Source organism: Paenibacillus hamazuiensis, from assembly GCF_023276405.1.
Lineage (GTDB): Bacteria > Bacillota > Bacilli > Paenibacillales > NBRC-103111 > Paenibacillus_AF > Paenibacillus_AF hamazuiensis.
The window spans coordinates 5,828,305-5,845,867 of the sequence record NZ_JALRMO010000001.1; the positions used below are offsets into that span (position 1 = coordinate 5,828,305).

Below are 17,563 nucleotides of genomic sequence, written 5' to 3' on the forward strand. Positions count from 1 at the left end.
TAACCTTATGCTTACACTTCAAACGAGCTTTTCAAAGAGACGATCCGGTTGAACACCAGCTTCTCCTTCGTCGTATGCTTCGGGTCCACGTTGAAATAACCGTGCCGGAAAAACTGAAACTTGTCGTGAGGTGCTGCATCCTTCATGTTAGGCTCCACGAAGCCGGTCTGAATTTCGAGCGAGTTCGGGTTGATCCGGTCAGACTCCTCCTCGCTCTCGTCCTCCTCCCGGTCGTCCAGAACGAGCGGCTCATAGAGGCGGAACTCCGCCGGCGCAGCCTGGGTCGCTTCGACCCAATGGATCGTCCCTTTCACCTTGCGGCCGGTAAAGCCGGAGCCGCTTTTTGTCGCCGGATCGTACGTGCAGCGAATTTCGACGACATTGCCGTCCGCGTCCTTGACGACTTCCTCGCATTTGATGAAATAGGCGTTTTTCAGCCGCACTTCGTTGCCCGGAAAGAGCCGGAAATATTTCGGCGGCGGGTTTTCCATAAAGTCGTCCCGCTCGATATAAATTTCGCGCGAGAACGGAATTTGCCTGATGCCCATGTCCGGATTTTCCGGATTGATCTCCGCATCCAGCATCTCCACCTGCCCTTCCGGATAGTTGGTGATGACGACCTTCAGCGGCTGCAGCACGGCCATCGTGCGGGGCGCCTTCAGCTTCAGGTCCTCGCGGATAAAATGGTCAAGCATCCGGGAGTCGACGGTGCCGTTGCTTTTCGAAACGCCCGTCTCGCGAATGAACGCGCGAATCGCCTCCGGCGTAAAGCCGCGGCGCCGCATGCCGCTGATCGTCATCACGCGCGGGTCGTCCCAGCCGTCAAGCACTCCTTCTTCCACGAGCCGCTTGATATACCGTTTGCCCAAAATCGCATTCGTGATGTTCAGCTTGCCGAACTCATACTGCCGGGGCACCTGCTCCATCTCGCACTCGCGCACGACCCAATCGTAAAACGGCCGCTGATCCTCGAATTCGAGCGAACAGAGTGAGTGCGTGATGCCTTCGATCGCATCCTCGAGCGGGTGAGCGTACGCATACATCGGGTAAATGCACCATTTGTCGCCGGTATTGTGATGGTGCGCATGCAAAATGCGGTAAATGACCGGGTCGCGCATGTTGATGTTGGGCGATGCCATGTCGATCTTCGCGCGCAGCACCTTTTCCCCGTCCTTGAATTCGCCTTTGCGCATCCGCTCGAACAGATCGAGGTTTTCCTCCACGCTGCGGTTCCGGTACGGGCTTTCCTTGCCGGGCTCCGTCAGCGTCCCGCGGGTTTCGCGGATCTGGTCGGCCGTCTGTTCGTCCACGTAGGCAAGCCCTTTGCGGATCAGCAGCACGGCGCGGTTATACATTTCCTCGAAATAATCGGATGCGAAAAACAGCCCGTCCCATTCGAAGCCGAGCCACTGGATATCCTCTTTGATCGAGTTGACGAACTCCACGTCTTCCTTGACCGGATTCGTATCGTCGAAACGCAAATTCGTCCGCCCGCCGAACTCATCGGCCAGCTCGAAGTTAATCGTGATCGCCCGGGCGTGCCCGATATGCAGATAGCCGTTCGGCTCCGGCGGAAACCGGGTCACGATCGTTTTAACCTTACCCGCGTTTATATCCTCCGTCATGATCGTTTTGATGAAATTCGAGGATAATGTCGGTTTCGCTTCCTTTGTTTCCATCGTTTCTCCGCCTTTCTCCCATCAGTCAGCGTCTGTTTTCATATGTCTATTAACATATATCATATACAAAATTTGGTCAATCTATAAGAACTCGTTCAAAAAGCCGGTCTGCCGCGCGACCCGGTGAGCGCACCGTATGCAAGATTACCCCATATGCTCGTACATGCCTTCCCAGGCTTCCTCTACGGCATAAAGGCGCGCAGCCCGCTCCAGCTTGATTTTCAGCTGCTTCGCGGTATGCTCGAACAAATCGGCGCACTCGCTTGTCCGGACGAACAGCTTTTGCGGCTTGCCGCCGGTCTTTTCGATCGCACGCAGAAACTCTTCCAGCGCCTCCTGACCGTCCGATTCACCGTTCTCGAACATATGAAAGCATACAATAAATCCGGATTCCTGGTCGGCAATCAGGCACATTAACGGGTAAAACGGCCTTGGGTCGCCATCTACCGGAAACGGCGCATACAGCAGCTCCGCCTCCCAGGCTCCAAGTTTGCGGCCCGCCTGATCCGCCAGCCTGCGGACGCGCAGCTCGTCCCGGTAAACGGTTTTGTCCGGCCGTCGAACTCCCGGCTCAGGAACCAGCCACCGGTCCTCCCAGGCATCGGCGGCAGAGCTTGGCGGGACCCGCACGAGAACGGCGTTTTTCTTCCGCAGCGTAAGACGTCCCGCCTCCGGCAGCAAACGCTGCGCCGTTTCCGTCGCCTGACGCAAAGCAACGGTCATAAAGCGAACCTCATCCCCGCTTAGGTGCCAAGGATATAACCCGGGTGCATAATGGCGAAAAGCCGGCCACTCGTTGGCGCCGCGAAACTTAAGCCCAAGCTCCTTGATCAGCGCCAAATCGTTTTTGTCCAGATCCGCCCGGTTTTCGAAATTGACGGACAAACATAAAAACATATGCATCGATTCGTAAGGAGCCACATCCCCTTCTCTCAGCCGATCGAGCAGCTGCAGCGCCTCCGCCCCCAGGTACACGTTAAGGCCGAACACTTCTCCCCCGCGGCCGAGCACGCAGCAGTAACCGATTTCCCCGGTCTTGGGGTCCTGCACGCCAAAAATATCGCTATCCGTCAGCCACTGCCACGGCCGCAGCTTCTTGAACGCAACCGCTTCGGCAAAAAGCTCCCGCCACTCGTCCATGGACGCCTCCGAGCGGAAAGCCGCTGCTTCCGCCGCCTTTACCCCCGTATCCTGCAGCATTAAAGTCCTCCTGTCGAATGATTTTCTTTTTACCATTGTAACGATTTCTATCCATAAATCAAACGGGATCAAGCGCGGAATATGGGGCGGCCGGGCTGATTTTGCAAGGAATTGGATGAAATTGTCATAGACAAGCTTGTTACCTACGTTATAATTGAATAAAAACGTCGAAAATACGAACGCTGCCAGGAGGTACTTCGGATGAGACACCGCTTCACTGCAGGTTATCTGACGCTGATTTTATGCTGCACCGGCGTGGTTTCACCTCCCTCGTCGTACGCGGCGGGGGCTTCCGCATTTTCCGACATGTCCTCCCACTGGGCCTCTCCCGCTGTCGAATGGGCGGTCCAAAAAGGCATCGTCAACGGCTACGACGACGGCACCTTCAAGCCCGACAACCGGGTGTCCGAACCGGAGTTTCTGGCGATGCTGCTGCGTGCTTACCCCGAGGCTCGCGTCGGCGCGGCCGGCTCCGGAGAGTGGTACGAGCCGTATTACCGGTTCGCCGACACCCGCGGCTGGTCCGTGCTGAAGGATACGGACCGCGATCATTTCAATCGCGGCCAGGTGGCCCGCACGATCGCTTCCTCGCAAAAAGGGGCGCTCGATTTAAACGAGTCGATCCGCTTTTTGCTTGATCAAGGCTTATCGCAAGGGAAAACCGCCGCAACGGTGGATGGCTACCAGGCGGCCGATCCGCTGACCCGGGCGGAAGCGGTACAGTTCGTGCAAAACCTGAAGCAGAAGCGGTTTGCTTTGACCGGCGCGGCACCCGGGGACGGGTCGGCTGGGACCGCGATCGGCACAGTCGGCACGCAAACGAGCACGTCTGCGGCAGATTCGGGTAATACCGCCTCGTCTGCCGGGTCGGATTCCGCGGGCGGCGGCCTGTCTTCGGGCGGAGGGACATCCTCGTCCGCATCGCAGTCCCGGCGCGAGATTTCGGTCAAAGGCATCGTGATCGGCGACAGCGCCGACCTGGTGACGCAGAAGCTCGGCAGCCCGGCGCGCAAGGACCCGAGCGAGTACGGCTTCCAGTGGTACGTCTACAACGGCGATTACCTCGATTATGCGCAGATCGGGGTGCAAAACGGCACCGTCGTCGCGCTTTATTCATCCTCCGCGAATTGGCAATCGAATGCAGGAATCAAGGACGGCAGCGCCAAAGCCGAAGTAACGAGCCGGTACGGCCAACCGGTCGCTTCGATTTTAAAGGGCAATACGCGGTTTATGATGAACTACGGCAAAGACGAATACGGCACCTATGAACTCGACGGCACTTATACGACCTTTTTCTACGATACGTTCCAAAGCGGTAAAATAACCGCCGTGCAGGTGATCGACAAAGCGACCGAGCTCGCCATGAAGTCCTTCTATCCGGCAGAGAACGCGGAACTGATCACCGCCTATGAGCGGCAGCTGTTCGATCTGGCCAACGCCAGCCGGGTCAAGCTCGGCAAACCGGCGCTCGTTTGGGACGATGCAGCGGCCGGCACCGCGCGCGGACACAGCCGGGACATGGCCGCCCGCGACTTCTTCGACCATACGAACCCGGACGGGCAAAACCCGTTCGACCGCATGGAGAAGGCCGGCATCAGCTTCTCCTCCGGGGCCGAAAACATCTCCGCCGGCCAGACAAGCGCGATCTTCGCGCACCACGGCTGGATGAATTCCGAAGGCCACCGCAAAAACCTGCTGAGCGACATTGAGCGACTCGGCACCGGGGTCGCGTTCGGCGGCAAAATGCACATTTACTACACGCAAAACTTCTATACGCCTTAACGGCGCACTGCGAAAAAAGAGATCTGCTTTTCACGGCGAAAAGCAGATCTCTTTTTCTTGCCGGCTGAGGCCGGCACCTCAAGCTTCATCCAGAGGAGGCGGAAACCGTCGTCGCGTCGCTTGTTCGAACCCGCAAGCGAGTTGGATAAGCGTCGGTTCGCTGAACGCGGCGCCCGAAAATACGACGCCGAAAGGCCCTTTCGTCGAATCGCCGTCCTTGTCCGTCATCCCCGTCTGCGAATAGCCGGCCGGGACGCAAACGAGCGGATAACCGAGCCGCGCAGCGATGTACATCCCGTCCACATCCCCAGGCAGCATGAGGGCGTCCAGCCGGTGTTTTTCCAGCACATGATCGATTCCTTCGGCAAGCGCCTTGGCCTTGTACTCTTCTTTTTTCCGCCAATACGTTTGCTCGGTGAGCGTGTTTTGCTCCGCCCGGATCAGCGTGTCCTGCCCGTATTTCAAAGCAGCCCCGGCGTGCAGCTCATTGTATTCGATCAGCTCCTTGAGCGAATGAACGGGAGCCGAGTCGGGCAGCCCGGATAAGTAATCGTTCAGCCCCTGTTTGAACTCGTAACAAATCACATCGTTGTTCCATGGCTGCTCCTCCACGTAAATATCGACGGGATCGACGATGGAGGCGCCTTTGTTTTTAAGCGTCTCGATGGCCTCTTCCATGATCGCGCTCCGTTCCTCGTCCAAATGCCTGTAATAGTGCCTCGGGATGCCGATTCTCGCCCGTTGCAAAAAGTCCGCCTCCAAAAAGCGGGTATAATCGGAGAAAAAGCGGTTCTCACTCGCAAATGTGGCTGGGTCACGCTCATCGATCCCGGTCAGAGCTCCCAAAATCATCGCCGCGTCGGCCACCGTCCTTGCCAGAGGCCCTGGCGTATCCTGACTGCAGGAGATAGGGATCACCCCGCATCGGCTCACCAGCCCGACAGTCGGCTTGATGCCTGCGAGATGGTGCTGGCTGGCCGGACCGACGATGGAGCCGGCCGTCTCCGTTCCGATCGCCGCCGCGGCCAAATTTGCCGCAACCGCCGCTGCAGAGCCCGAGCTGGAGCCGCTGACGAACAGTTCTCCCGGGCCGTACGGGTTTTGCACGTAACCTCCCCGCGAGCTGTACCCCGCCGGCATCCGGCTTGACATGAAATTCGACCACTCCGTCATGTTCGCTTTCCCGAGAATGACGGCCCCTGCCTCGCGAAGCCTGGATGCCACCCATGAATCCTTGTCCGCGATAGAACCGGCCAGCGCGACCGAACCGGCACTCGTATGCATTTGATCCGCCGTATCGATATTATCCTTGAGCAGAATGGGAATGCCGTGCAGGCATCCCCTGCTCCCTTTGGCCCACCGCTCCTGATCGAGCTCCCTTGCAATTCGGACAGCCTCCGGATTGATTTCTAAAATCGAGTTGATCCTGTGGTCGTACCTCCCGATCCGCTCCAAATACGCCTGAACCAGCTCCTCCGAGGTGACCCGGCCCGCTTCCATAGCCGCCTGCATACTTGCGATATCCGCTTCCACAATCCATTCCCGCACATCTTTCATCGGGCAGCACCCCTTCAAAAGTCCGTTTACAGGTACCTTATCATAATTGCTCCGTCAACCGGCATGGAGAAATTGACTATAACCAATTTTGTTCGAATCTATGAATTTCGTGGGCGTATGAAAGATTCATAGATTGGCCATAATGATACCAAGAAGGAGTTACCGACACGAAAAGGAGGTGAGTTCAGGTGAAAAAGCAAAGAAAACCGCTCGCTGCGACAAACGATCCGGCTACGGTCCGCAACCGCAAATATTTTCTGCTTTGGGCGAAAACCGGCAATAAAAGCTATCTTGACAAATTATATAAGTAAATAAGGCGTTGACACTGCAACATCCTCAAGTTATTCGATGCATTACCTATTTCGATGAATTGACCAGGGGATTGGAAATGAATCCCCATTTTCCTTTGATGCTAACCGCAGCTAATCCTTCGCTAAAACCTAGAGCCTTATTGTATTGTAAGGGAATAACAACTTGATTGGATTTGTCGATAAATCCGTACATATTATCGCTTCCAACCAATATTAGATTTTCAGCAGGTTTACTTGCGTACTCATATTGCAATGGAATCGCCTCGAAACCATTCATGTCAAGAAAACCATATTTACCTTCTTTTTTCACCCTAATAATCCCATTTACAAATGTATCATCGATATTTTCGTACTGTGGCTCTACAATTTCATTGTATTCTTGATCCACAAGGCCCCACTTTCCATTTTTCATCACTGGAAGTATTCCCTCGTTAGCTGCCTGATCATATGGATTCGACGAAAAATAAGGCATAATACCATCATATGGGAGTATCATTAATCCCTTCTCGGGATTCTTTTTTTCATAAATGCCAATAGTACCGTCAACTGGAAATACACAATAAATTCCATCCTTATATGTATACTCTTCTGTATTAGGATATTTCAAGGGAATAACGACATTTCCATACTTATCAATATATCCGTAAGTTCCTGATTGTGTTTTTCCAGCCCTTGCTATACCATCTTTAAAATCATAAACATAATAGTATTGTGGTTTGATAACTTCCTCACCGGTTGAAACGTCGAGATAGCCGCAAGCTTCGTCGTTGCAGACTTGAAGATAACCCTCGCTTACGTTTGAAATGCTCTTATAAGGAAGGGTCATTACCATTTCACCATTACGATTAATCAAGTGCCAATTCCCATCCGATTGTACACCTGCTAATCCCTCATGGAATTCATAAGCAGTTGTAAATTGTAGAGGGATAACTTCCGCACCCGTGACATCAATATACCCAAACAACCCATCCTTTGAGACAACAGACAATCCTTCGTAAAACTCTCCTATTGAGTTGTAACTGAGAGGTACAATTTCTTTTCCGGTTTGATCGACTAACCCCATGATATTATCCTTAGTAATTAGAATGAGCCCATTTTTCAATTGTCTAATCGTTTTGTATTCAGGCGATACAATGACTTTCCCTTCTCGATCGATCAAACCTTGTCTATTAAAACTCATGTTGCCTTGCCGTTCCCAATTTCCGACTTTTGCAAGTCCTTCACTAAAGCTTGTGACCCAATCATATGCCGGTGTTATGACTACTTTACCTGTTCTATCTACAAACCCCCATTTTTTCCCTATTTTCACCCCAGCCAGACCCTCACTAAAACTTTGTGCCTCATCGAATTGTGGTTCAATTGCCAGTGTCGGTGCCGCATCTGCGTGTGCCGATTGAATTCCCGAATAAAAAATACATAAACCTAACAACAAACTGAGCATTCTTCTCATTAAAAGTATCTCCTTGTTGTAAATTGTTGTCACAAACATCAAGATTATTATACCGTCTTTTTTTTGCAACGTCTGGTACAAGTTTTTATGGATGAAAATCAGCATGAAAATAAACCAGAGCAACGTCAAACAAGTAAAGACGTCATGTTCGGCCTTTTACTTTTTTTCTATAATAGATTTATATTAAAAATAGGAGGCGACATTTGTGTGCTATATGATGTTTGGTGTGACTGAGAATGAAATAGACGATCGAATCGTTAAAAATTACCGCGACCATTTCTCCATTTATATCGATAATATATCTCCATACATTAAAAACCGCAGCGGCGCAAACATGTTTTATTCGATAAACAGGCAGTGTGCATGCGACTTTCTGCAAAACGACGAACGGAAAAACAACCGCAGCGAAATGATGGCATTGCTAAAAAACCTGTTTGACACCGGCAAAGGAATCTTCGTCATCATTGAAGATAAAGGGCAGTATGGAAATTTAATTGAGAATTTACAACAAGTCCTGAACGGATTGCCTGAACAACAAATAAACCTGGACCTGTTGTTAGAAAACTACCCGTCTCGCCTGGAAGCAGATACCGCATATCGTTTGGTATAACTCCCGACTTATTGAAACAACAAAAAAGACAGCCCCTCTTCTATAAAGGAACTGCCTTCAGCGCTGCAACGCCAGCGAACGCCGCTTCGTCATAGCGGCGATGTTTCTGCCGGAAGCAGCACCAGCTCGGCGGAAGCAAGCTCGGCGCCGTTGATGACGACGGCAATCCGGTGCGTTCCCGGATAATGCCTGCGCGTGGTCAAGTCGGCAAAAGCATGACGGCGCGCAAAGCGAACCCGCTCGCCCGGCCGGTACGTATTTTCGGTAATTTTGAACAGCTTGCGCGACGTCCTTCCGTTTGCTTTCACGAAGTCGATGCCGTACTCGACCCGCAGCTTGAGCGGTTCCGTGCCGCGGTTTACCAGCTCGAACGAAAACTCCAGACTGTCCCCGATCCGCAGCCGCTGCGCGCCCGCCTCCAGCCCCTCCACTTCGATTCCGTCCATCGATTCGAAGCCGAATAACGCGAGCATGTCCGGGTCGCCTTTGCGCAGCAGCCCGCGCGACGCGTGCTTCAATATCCAGTCGGTATGCGGATGCTCGCCGTGCCAACGCACGGCCAGCGATTTGACGAGCTCGGGATGGTCCTTGGATATATCGTTCAGATTGTTCGCGACGCTTTTGCGCACGTAGAGCGATTCATCCCGCTTCAGCGCCTCCAAAATCGGCAAAATCGGCGAAGGGTCCCGCTTGAGCGGCTCCAGCGCCATCGCCCACGGCAGCCTCGGCCGGCAGCCTTCGCTGGCGAGCCTGCGCACATGCTCGCTGCCGCTTCCCGCCCACTTCAGCATTTGCGCCATCATGCGCTCCGGGTCCTTGGCGATGAACGGACGAACCGCGAACTCCGCGGTCGAATACTGCGTCATCAGTTCGAGCGCCTCCATCGAAGCATCCCAATGGTCCAGCCCGTACACTTCGACGAAGTCGGGAAATAAAATCGCTTCAAGCCCGCTGCAATGAGGCGCCGCCTGCTTCAGCAATCCGAGCGCCTCCGGATAATCCGCGGGAAGCAGCCGCCGCAGCGTATGCGTCACGTGGCGGATGCGCTGCTTCAGCTCGCGATGCTCCCATTGTTCATCGAACAGAAGCCGCCAAAACTCCGCCTTGTCGAATGCGGGATATACCGCTTGGAAAACGGAAACCAACCGTTCAAAATAAGCTTCGTTTAACAAATTTTTCAAAGGCTCCGCCATCAGGAAGCCCCCTTTCATTCATAAGAGGCACGGCTACTTCTCGCCGTCATGCTCCTTCTCTTTTTCCTTCGCTTGCAGCAGGCGGAGGTATTCGTCCAACTGGTCGAATTTTTCCTCCCACATGCGCCGGTAACGCTCCAGCCAACCGTCAAGCTCGATAAACGGCTGAGACCGCAGCTTATAAATACGCCGATTGGCGCTCGGATGCACCTCAACGAGTCCGGAATCACTCAGCACACGAAGATGCTTGGAAGCTTGCGGCTGGCCCAGCCCAAGCCGTTCGGCAATTTCTCCTACCGTAAGGGGACCGTCACGCAAAAGCTCGACAATGTGGAAGCGATTGGGCTCGGCAAGCGCACTCAACGTTGTCATTTTCACGCCCATATGATCTTTCTCCCTTCAACCTACAGTATACCACGAATATTCCCTAAAAAGAATATTTGCCGTTATCACAATAAATATGCCTTCACAGGTAATTTATCCCGCGTCCCGCAGCATAGGATGAACCAGTTCATCCCGGAAAAGGAACGGAGGCGCTTCTATGAAGACGAACTGGGAAAAGCCGCGGGCGCATGTGCATTATGCAAAAATGTTGTCTTCTATCGAACGGGGCCATCAGCACGGAATCGATTTTTTCGTATTCCCGGTGACCGGCAGCAGTTACGACGGTCACGTGCATTTTTACCGCGGATTCTCAGAGCTGGAGCGCGGCCACGCGCATCGTTTTTACGGCTATACGGGCCCGGCCATTCCGCTGCCGGACGGCACGCATTACCACGAGCTGTCGGGGCAAACGTACCTCAATTACACGACCCCGCTTCCGGTTCAGATCGGAGGAGAAACGTATATCGAAGGCGTACAGTACAATCCCCAGGCCAAGGACGTTCACCGACACGCTTATGCGGGGTATACGGGGAGGCCGGTCGGCTACGAACCGGAAGGATGGTAGCCCGGAACCCGGGGGCTTTTTCCTTCACCGCCGCGAACCGCTTTCGTATTTTTTGCAGGACATGGGTTTATAACCGGTTCATTCGGGCAAATCTAGTACTATGAATCTTTTAATCATTTCATGGTTTACTAGAGGAGGTCCTGATGAAGATGTATGTCCGTTTTGCCAAAAACGCGATCGCCGCTTCGCTGCTGCTGCTCGTCTCTCTGATCATCCCTTTGCGCGCCGATGCGTACCCTATTGTGGGCGACAACCTCGAATATATTCCGACGACTTATATGATGTACGCCGCAACCAGCATAGCGGCCGAAGCCGAGCTCGCCGCGGGTTATCCGGAGGAACCGGCGCAGCCTGCGGCGCTGACCTATGAGATAAGCCCCGGGGATACGCTGTATAAAATCGCCCGCGATTTCAACGTGTCGATCGCGGCGCTGACGGAGCTGAACGGCATCCGGGATGCGCGCGGTCTGCAGATCGGACAAGCGATTCGCATCCCTTCGATTAACGTCGGCCTGCCGGCCGATGAAGTGCCCGTCATCAGCAAAGTGCTGACGACGACGCTTACCGCTTACACCGCCGGTGTCGAATCGACGGGAAAATCGCCGTCTCACCCGCAATACGGCATCACCTACAGCGGCTCCAGAGCCGAGGAAGGCCGCACGATCGCCGTCGATCCGGCCGTCATTCCGATCGGCGCAACCGTCTACATCGACGGCATCGGCATCCGCAAAGCGGAGGATACCGGCTCGGCCGTCCGCGGCCAGCGCATCGATGTTTTCATGAATGACGTGAAAGAAGCCCGGCAATTCGGCGTCAAAAAGAACGTCAAAGTATTCGTGCTTGCCAACGCATGAAATGAGTAAGCAAAGCCGTCCCATGGGAGTGGAGTTTTTCCCGTTCACTGCGGGAGCCGCTCAAATTGGGGCGGTTTTTTTGCTTTTTTATAACCCTTATAATTATTGTTTACAGGTTATTAAAAGTCATGCTACAATACCAACATAACCGATATACATAAATTTTAGAGGTTATATAAACCTCTCTGGAAAGGATGATGTTTCAATGTTCATTCAAAAACTCCCCTGGGCAGGTATCCGCGTCCAATATGAATCAACCGCTGTCGTGATCGACCCTTTGTTCAACGCCCCGGAAAAATTCGGCCAGCCTCACGAGCCGCTTTACCCTTTGAACGAGTTTGGTCCGGTCAGCGCCGTCCTTATAACCCATACGCATTACGATCATTTTGATCCGGAAGCGATCGCCGAGTTTTACGGCAAAGACATCCCCATCTATGTGCCCCGGGAATCGCTCGAAGCCGCTCTGGATCAGGCGCCGCACCTCAAGTCCGTACGCGGGGCCGGGATCGGCGATTCGTTCGCGGTCGGTCCGCTCACCGTTACGGCAACCCACTCTGTCGACGGAGTCGGAGATCCGCAAATCGCCTGGATCGTACAGGGCGGAGAGAAAAAGATCATCCACTGCGGAGATACGCTGTGGCACGGATACTGGTGGAAAATAGCCGAAACGTACGGTCCCTTCGACGCCGCCTGCTTGCCCGTCAATGGGGCGGTTATCGCGTTTCCGGGGCAGGCTCCGAGCGGCCAGCCGATCACGCTGGTCCCCGAGCAGGCCGCGGCTGCGGCGGCTTTGCTCGGCGCGGCGCAGCTCATCCCGAACCATTACGGGGTCTTCCATCATCCGCCGTATTACGTGCAGACGCCGGATTTAACGGATCGCCTGACGGCCGCCGCGCATGGTAAAATAAAGCTGACCGTGCTGAAAGCGAAGGAAACAGTGTCGCTGTAATCCGTTTTCGCAGCCGTACCCTGAACAAAGGATGATACGTGTGGACAAACCCGTTTATGTGCTTGGCGGAGCCGTCTGGATCAATCTTGCCAATACAATTCATATGCAAAATAAGGAGAAGGTTGACGAACTGGCCGACCCGCTGACCGCCCGGGCGTGGTTATCCGCCAATTTGCCGCTGCTTTCCGCGGAAACCGGGCGGCGCCCGGAGCTGCTCCAGCCCTTGCTCGGCGAGCTCGCGTCCATCCGCGAAATTTGTCTGGAGGTCTTGTCGGATTTGGGGAGCCGCGGCGAGCTGTCGGAATCCGTGCTTGCCCGGATTGAGGCGCAAGCCGCGGAAGTGACGCTGACCTTAAAGCTGCAGCGTGACGATAAAGAACCACCGGCGCTGGCTTACGCGGGAAAAACACTGACGGACCATGCGCGGTACGAGGTGCTCAGCTCCATCTTCGATACGCTCGGCTCCGTCCCGGCGGACCGCATCCGAAAATGCGAGCATACCGGCTGCATACTGCATTTTGTCGATACGTCGAAAAGCGGCAAACGGCGCTGGTGCAGCATGGAGCTGTGCGGCAACCGCCATAAGGCGGCCGAGTTTTACGCTAAGCGGAAGAAAGGCGCTCCCGCAGCGACGGGGCCGCTTCCGGACGATTGACGTCCCCTGCATATTGCCGATACAGACCGAGGCCGACCCGACAAGGGAGCGGCCTCTTTTTTTCGACTCGACAAGCCATGCCGCTGCGGCTATGCCGAAGCTCCAAACCGGGTCAGTAGACCTATCTTTAGCCCTGCCCGCGGCACCAAAATATTTTTCAGGCATATTCGTTCGGAAGACGTCCATATATTAAATTCCGTGGGCCGATAATACCATATTGTTCCACGGAAAATTAGTTATGGGAGGAATGGGTATGTCAGACATCAGCACGGCATGGTCGATGTTCGAGAATGCGCTGCGCGACAAAATTTCGGACAATCAAAAGTGGGAAGGTCTCCAGCTTGTTCAGGTGCCCCAGCCGGCCGACTGGAACAACGCTTCTACGGGGCAATGGGAAATTTGCGAATTTTGGGGCAATACGATGAACGCATGGTCTTCGGGATGGGCCCGCACGGGCAAATCGGTCGATTCGGCCTACTTTTCTTTTCTCATGAATCTCGATCTGAAACCGCCCAAAGACCTAAGCGACGATGACAAAAAGAAGCTGGACGATGCGAAAAAAGATTTCGACAATGCCGTCCAGACGAGGGAGAAAGATCAAACAAAGGTCGGCAAGGAATGGAATAAATTCAACACTTCGCAGATAAACATGCCTCCTTCCGGCCAGGTGCCTTTCCAAACCTGGTATGCGCAAAACTGGGGAACGCGCATTTCCGCCGATACGCTCGATGTTCAGGCTAAGCAGCAAAAATATGTCAGCTTATGGAAACAGTACTCCGGCACGATGCAGGACGTCGCCCAAGCCATTATCGATTACAACAACCCCGCCTATCAAACGGGCGCCACCGACCCGAGCGGCGCTGCGCTGCAGTACAGGGCGTTTTCCATATCGCCGGATTTGGGCACCTTTATTGCCGATGCCAAGGCGGGCACAGGCTCTTCCCTGTACATTTCGTTTGACAGCAAAACGTCCAGCGAGTCCAAATCGGCTTTCAGCGCATCCGGCAGCGCTTCGTACAGCGCACCTTTTTGGGGGGCCTCGGCAAGCGGCGGTTACAGCCAAACGAAAATCGATACGAGCAGTACGGATTTCTCTTGCACGATTTCGTTCCCGAGCTGGCAGCTGTTTACGGTGACGCCGGGGCAGTGGTTTAACGGCTCCGTGATCGCGGAATACGGAAATGATACGGATAAATGGATCGATAAGGATGCGAAATTTTTCGGCCCGGACGGTTCGTTTAACCTGATTACGAGCCAGCTTGTCGTTGCGTACCAACCTAAAATTACGATCAAAATGAGCCGTGACGACTTCAGCTCCGTCAGCAAAGAATGGAAAGCGGCGGCTTCCGTCAATGTAGGCAGCTTCAAATTCAATTTGGAGTCGGGAGGCGGCAGCGACTCCATTCAAACAAGCGACAGCTCCCAAACCATCACCCTGCAGACCACCTCCGCTACGCCCCAGGTCATTGCCGTCATCAACAACGTGCTTCCTAGCTTCAATCTATAAACCCCTATGCAGCAGGACGCGCTTCTCTTTCAGACGCTTCGGCAAGCGAGCTGCGACGCCTTGTTTCGGGGAAATCCGGACCCTGATTTGCAGGAAGCCTTCCAGACCCCGCTCCTTCCGATCCCGCTCAGTTGGGATGAGAAATACGGGGAATGGGCCGCCTGGGAGCTAGCGGCCAACATCGTTCCGAACTGGGGGAGCTACTACATGCCCTCGACAGCCAAACGGTTCGACGACGTGTACCTGCAGTTTCTCTCGGCCATCTCCTCCGGTCTACCGGACGTATCGCAGGCAATAACGGATTATTGGAATCCGGCTTATCAAACGCAGCTTACCGACGATAACGATCTCACATTATTTTATAGAAATTGGAACTTCTCTCCTTCCGTGAGCGACACTGTACATGAACTGAAGAAGGGCAAAACACCGTTCTCCATCTCTTTTGACTATAGCGATCTCCAGTCGGCAGCCTCCAATCCTCAAGGCGTGTCGGAAGACGGCTCCATCGCCTTCATCTCTGCCGATTCCAAGCCGGCTTGCTGCCTGCAGCCGGACCAATCGTTTCATTTTTCGTTAACCTGCGAAGCCTATATTCCCGTTCAGATCACTCCCGGCCCTTGGTATCATCAAGCTGTTATCGATGCGTATTGCAAAGGTCCGTTTAACCCGGATAGCCCATACGGGCAAGGTAAAGTCCGGTTTTGGGGAGAGAACGGGACATTCTCCAAGCTCGCCCAGACCTTGTACGTGATCTACCGGCCGGTTATCGAGATGACTGTCGGCAAAGACGCGCTCCGCTCCATGCAAAAATGTGCGGAAGGCTGCTCCTCCCTTACGGTCGGCCAGCTTGCGTTTTCTGCGGACGACCTGGTCTGCACCGACAAGGACAAGGGCTCTTTCAAGGTCAAAAGCAAGTCAGACCGAATAAATTTGTTTGCGGTATATTCCCGGATTCTCGGAGCATAACCGCCAGGAAAGGAGCGATATTTCATGGGAACGCGTTATTACCTGATCGGCCAGGTTGCCAAAGACCAGTACATCCTGCCCATTAAGGCGAACAATCCGAAGTTATTTCTATTCGGCCTGCCGAATCCGTTCGGCGGCGGATCTATTCAGAACGATAAGAAGATCACTCTGAAGGAAGAGGTCGACGAGGAAAGCTGGTTCCAATACGAGCTCGGGGGCTTTGACGATTCGGCCATACATACCGGCAAGGGAGACAACGGAGACGATCTGGAGTTTTACATCGGAGCAATCATCCAACGCGACGCGCAAACGGCCTCGAATATGCTGGCCGCTTACCGCACAGGCTTGAAAAATCCCTCCGCCGACAAGACGAAAGAAATGACGGGCAGCTTTTTTACATTGGTAAACGACTTCCAATATTCGGACGACGACGATCTGGAAAAACAGCTTTGCGCCCGCTTAACCCAAATCCGTTATGTCGTGCCGGATCAAAAGAAACAGTACATGCGGTCGCAGACATTTCAGGCCATTAAGAAAGTGATCAAACAAAAGATCAACTACAGCGGGCTATAACGCCCTTTACCCAAAAGCCGGAGCCGCCGCTTCGGCTTTTGTTCATCTTGTCCGCTCCCGTCATGCGAGCAGGTCGAAAAACCGCGTAGCCTCCTATAGTTCATTTTTTGAAACTATTGCACATTTTTATAACTACTTTTCAAAAGTGTCATAAGCAGCTACTCTTGTGTAAGAGGGGCGCAGCCAAAATTTAACTCATCCTAAAAGAACGCCCCTGCTGCACTATCGCAAGCACAAATAGAGGTGAATGCTGTGAAAAGACCGTTTGAAGTAGACTCTGCGGAATATCCGTTTGAAGACCGTTGGCTGCCGTACCGGGACGGTTATATCCACTACATTGACGAAGGGCGCGGGCCTACGGTTCTTCTTCTCCACGGGAACCCGACCTGGTCTTATCTGTACCGAAACGTCATCAAGGAGCTGCGCGGGGAATGCCGCCTCGTCGCATTGGATTACCCCGGGTTCGGCATGTCGAAGGCTCCTTCCGGCTACGGGTATACGCCGCAAGAGCAGTCGGAGGCTGTCGCCGACTTCATCCGCCGCCTGGGGCTAAAGGATTTTGTTCTGGTCGTTCAGGACTGGGGAGGCCCGATCGGCATGGGTTATGCCGTCCGGCACCGGGAAAACCTGCGCGGCATCGTCGTGATGAACACCTGGGCGTGGCCTGCGAAGATTTTGCCCATGAAGCTGTTCTCGCTGATCATGGGAGGCTGGCCGCTCGGTTACTGGCTGCAGACGCGGCGAAACTTCTTTGCCAAGGTCATTGTGCCAAGCGGAATTCACCATACCGAGAAGGTGACGGAAAGCTTAAGGAAAGCCTACACCGATCCGTTCCCGACTCCGGTATCGAGAATTCCGACCTGGGTGTTCCCCGGGCAAATCCGCAAAGCTCGGCCATGGCTGGAGGAGATTGAAGCGCGGCTGCCTGCGCTGGCCGATTTGCCCGCGCAAATCCTTTGGGGCACGAAGGACAGCGCCGGCTTTCCGCCGGAGCAGATGGCCAAATGGCAGCAAGTTTTGCCGATGAACGAAACCGAGGTTTTGGACGATGCCTCCCATTACGTGCAGGAGGATCGGCCCGACCGGATTGCCGCAGCGGTCCGGAGAGTTTTGGAACGAACGGCGCTCGCGTGATTTTCTCGATCGTGCAGCGATTAATTGCAAGCCGATCTGCGGCGTCATTCAGCTGCGCTATGCGTTCGGCGCGCAGAATGGCCGACTTGCGTCCGGGCTCTGTAAGCCCTTTTAAGAGCAGCTTAGGTCTGCGCCTTAGCACCCCTTTCCACAAATCATACAATGAGCTGTAAGCGAAAACTCATTAGTTAGGA

The 17,563-nt window shown here is 54.0% G+C and carries 17 protein-coding genes; 11 read left to right on the forward strand and 6 right to left on the reverse strand.

The features are described from left to right. Window positions 1-11: 11 nt before the first annotated feature. Together MYS68_RS25320 and MYS68_RS25325 are read right to left on the reverse strand one after the other, a co-directional pair. Window positions 12-1,679, reverse strand: coding sequence for a glutamine--tRNA ligase/YqeY domain fusion protein (locus tag MYS68_RS25320; protein WP_248928509.1), 1,668 nt, complete (start codon window positions 1,677-1,679; stop codon window positions 12-14). Window positions 1,680-1,823: 144 nt separating this feature from the next. Next, window positions 1,824-2,879 carry a DUF7309 domain-containing protein gene (locus MYS68_RS25325; protein ID WP_248928510.1) on the reverse strand — a complete coding sequence of 352 codons (1,056 nt, stop codon included), beginning with the start codon at window positions 2,877-2,879 and terminating at the stop codon, window positions 1,824-1,826. Window positions 2,880-3,080: 201 nt separating this feature from the next. On the opposite strand from MYS68_RS25325, the gene MYS68_RS25330 reads away from it, so the two are divergent. Then, window positions 3,081-4,661, forward strand: coding sequence for a CAP-associated domain-containing protein (locus MYS68_RS25330; RefSeq protein WP_248928511.1), 1,581 nt, complete (start codon window positions 3,081-3,083; stop codon window positions 4,659-4,661). Between the two features lie 78 nt (window positions 4,662-4,739). Here MYS68_RS25330 and MYS68_RS25335 read toward each other — a convergent pair whose 3' ends face one another. After that, window positions 4,740-6,218, reverse strand: a complete 1,479-nt coding sequence (locus tag MYS68_RS25335) for an amidase family protein (RefSeq protein WP_248928512.1) — start codon at window positions 6,216-6,218, stop codon at window positions 4,740-4,742. A gap of 188 nt (window positions 6,219-6,406) precedes the next feature. Between MYS68_RS25335 and MYS68_RS38615 the strand changes: the two genes are divergently transcribed. Next, complete coding sequence (locus MYS68_RS38615; protein ID WP_275983518.1) at window positions 6,407-6,529, forward strand: hypothetical protein; 123 nt, start codon at window positions 6,407-6,409, stop codon at window positions 6,527-6,529. Between the two features lie 46 nt (window positions 6,530-6,575). On the opposite strand, the gene MYS68_RS25340 is transcribed toward MYS68_RS38615, so the two are convergent. Continuing rightward, window positions 6,576-7,979 carry a WG repeat-containing protein gene (locus tag MYS68_RS25340; protein ID WP_248928513.1) on the reverse strand — a complete coding sequence of 468 codons (1,404 nt, stop codon included), beginning with the start codon at window positions 7,977-7,979 and terminating at the stop codon, window positions 6,576-6,578. Between the two features lie 205 nt (window positions 7,980-8,184). Between MYS68_RS25340 and MYS68_RS25345 the strand changes: the two genes are divergently transcribed. Then, a complete protein-coding gene (locus MYS68_RS25345) occupies window positions 8,185-8,589 on the forward strand; it encodes a hypothetical protein (RefSeq protein WP_248928514.1) in 405 nt (134 codons plus the stop codon). Window positions 8,590-8,678: 89 nt separating this feature from the next. Here the strand turns inward: MYS68_RS25345 and MYS68_RS25350 are convergent, their stop codons facing one another. Both MYS68_RS25350 and MYS68_RS25355 read right to left on the reverse strand, forming a co-directional pair. Beyond that, window positions 8,679-9,782, reverse strand: a complete 1,104-nt coding sequence (locus MYS68_RS25350; protein ID WP_248928515.1) for a DNA alkylation repair protein — start codon at window positions 9,780-9,782, stop codon at window positions 8,679-8,681. 33 nt (window positions 9,783-9,815) lie between these two features. Continuing rightward, entirely contained in the window at window positions 9,816-10,166 is a 351-nt protein-coding gene (locus MYS68_RS25355) for an ArsR/SmtB family transcription factor (RefSeq protein WP_248928516.1), read from the reverse strand. Between the two features lie 157 nt (window positions 10,167-10,323). Here MYS68_RS25355 and MYS68_RS25360 point away from each other — a divergent pair, with 157 nt between their 5' ends. The 8 genes from MYS68_RS25360 to MYS68_RS25395 all read left to right on the forward strand — a co-directional run bounded on the left by MYS68_RS25360 (window position 10,324) and on the right by MYS68_RS25395 (window position 17,369). After that, window positions 10,324-10,731, forward strand: coding sequence for a YmaF family protein (locus tag MYS68_RS25360; protein ID WP_248928517.1), 408 nt, complete (start codon window positions 10,324-10,326; stop codon window positions 10,729-10,731). Between the two features lie 143 nt (window positions 10,732-10,874). After that, entirely contained in the window at window positions 10,875-11,585 is a 711-nt protein-coding gene (locus MYS68_RS25365) for a 3D domain-containing protein (RefSeq protein ID WP_248928518.1), read from the forward strand. Between the two features lie 205 nt (window positions 11,586-11,790). Next, entirely contained in the window at window positions 11,791-12,534 is a 744-nt protein-coding gene (locus tag MYS68_RS25370) for an MBL fold metallo-hydrolase (RefSeq protein WP_248928519.1), read from the forward strand. A gap of 40 nt (window positions 12,535-12,574) precedes the next feature. After that, window positions 12,575-13,189, forward strand: a complete 615-nt coding sequence (locus MYS68_RS25375) for a CGNR zinc finger domain-containing protein (protein WP_248928520.1) — start codon at window positions 12,575-12,577, stop codon at window positions 13,187-13,189. A 253-nt stretch (window positions 13,190-13,442) separates the two neighbouring features. Further along, window positions 13,443-14,696 (forward strand): hypothetical protein, encoded by a 1,254-nt coding sequence (locus tag MYS68_RS25380; RefSeq protein ID WP_248928521.1) that lies wholly within the window; start codon window positions 13,443-13,445, stop codon window positions 14,694-14,696. Window positions 14,697-14,756: 60 nt separating this feature from the next. Then, complete coding sequence (locus MYS68_RS25385) at window positions 14,757-15,662, forward strand: hypothetical protein (protein WP_248928522.1); 906 nt, start codon at window positions 14,757-14,759, stop codon at window positions 15,660-15,662. Between the two features lie 24 nt (window positions 15,663-15,686). After that, entirely contained in the window at window positions 15,687-16,235 is a 549-nt protein-coding gene (locus tag MYS68_RS25390; protein WP_248928523.1) for a hypothetical protein, read from the forward strand. A 252-nt stretch (window positions 16,236-16,487) separates the two neighbouring features. Then, entirely contained in the window at window positions 16,488-17,369 is an 882-nt protein-coding gene (locus tag MYS68_RS25395) for an alpha/beta fold hydrolase (protein ID WP_248928524.1), read from the forward strand. Window positions 17,370-17,563: the final 194 nt, after the last annotated feature.

What these genes read in the sequence shown, in the direction of transcription:
- MYS68_RS25320 (WP_248928509.1), bottom strand. Translation starts at nt 1,679, where the DNA reads ATGGAAACAAAGGAAGCGAAACCGACATTATCCTCGAATTTCATCAAA.
- MYS68_RS25325 (WP_248928510.1), bottom strand. Translation starts at nt 2,879, where the DNA reads ATGCTGCAGGATACGGGGGTAAAGGCGGCGGAAGCAGCGGCTTTCCGC.
- MYS68_RS25330 (WP_248928511.1), top strand. Translation starts at nt 3,081, where the DNA reads ATGAGACACCGCTTCACTGCAGGTTATCTGACGCTGATTTTATGCTGC.
- MYS68_RS25335 (WP_248928512.1), bottom strand. Translation starts at nt 6,218, where the DNA reads ATGAAAGATGTGCGGGAATGGATTGTGGAAGCGGATATCGCAAGTATG.
- MYS68_RS25340 (WP_248928513.1), bottom strand. Translation starts at nt 7,979, where the DNA reads ATGAGAAGAATGCTCAGTTTGTTGTTAGGTTTATGTATTTTTTATTCG.
- MYS68_RS25350 (WP_248928515.1), bottom strand. Translation starts at nt 9,782, where the DNA reads ATGGCGGAGCCTTTGAAAAATTTGTTAAACGAAGCTTATTTTGAACGG.
- MYS68_RS25355 (WP_248928516.1), bottom strand. Translation starts at nt 10,166, where the DNA reads ATGGGCGTGAAAATGACAACGTTGAGTGCGCTTGCCGAGCCCAATCGC.
- MYS68_RS25360 (WP_248928517.1), top strand. Translation starts at nt 10,324, where the DNA reads ATGAAGACGAACTGGGAAAAGCCGCGGGCGCATGTGCATTATGCAAAA.
- MYS68_RS25365 (WP_248928518.1), top strand. Translation starts at nt 10,875, where the DNA reads ATGAAGATGTATGTCCGTTTTGCCAAAAACGCGATCGCCGCTTCGCTG.
- MYS68_RS25370 (WP_248928519.1), top strand. Translation starts at nt 11,791, where the DNA reads ATGTTCATTCAAAAACTCCCCTGGGCAGGTATCCGCGTCCAATATGAA.
- MYS68_RS25380 (WP_248928521.1), top strand. Translation starts at nt 13,443, where the DNA reads ATGTCAGACATCAGCACGGCATGGTCGATGTTCGAGAATGCGCTGCGC.
- MYS68_RS25390 (WP_248928523.1), top strand. Translation starts at nt 15,687, where the DNA reads ATGGGAACGCGTTATTACCTGATCGGCCAGGTTGCCAAAGACCAGTAC.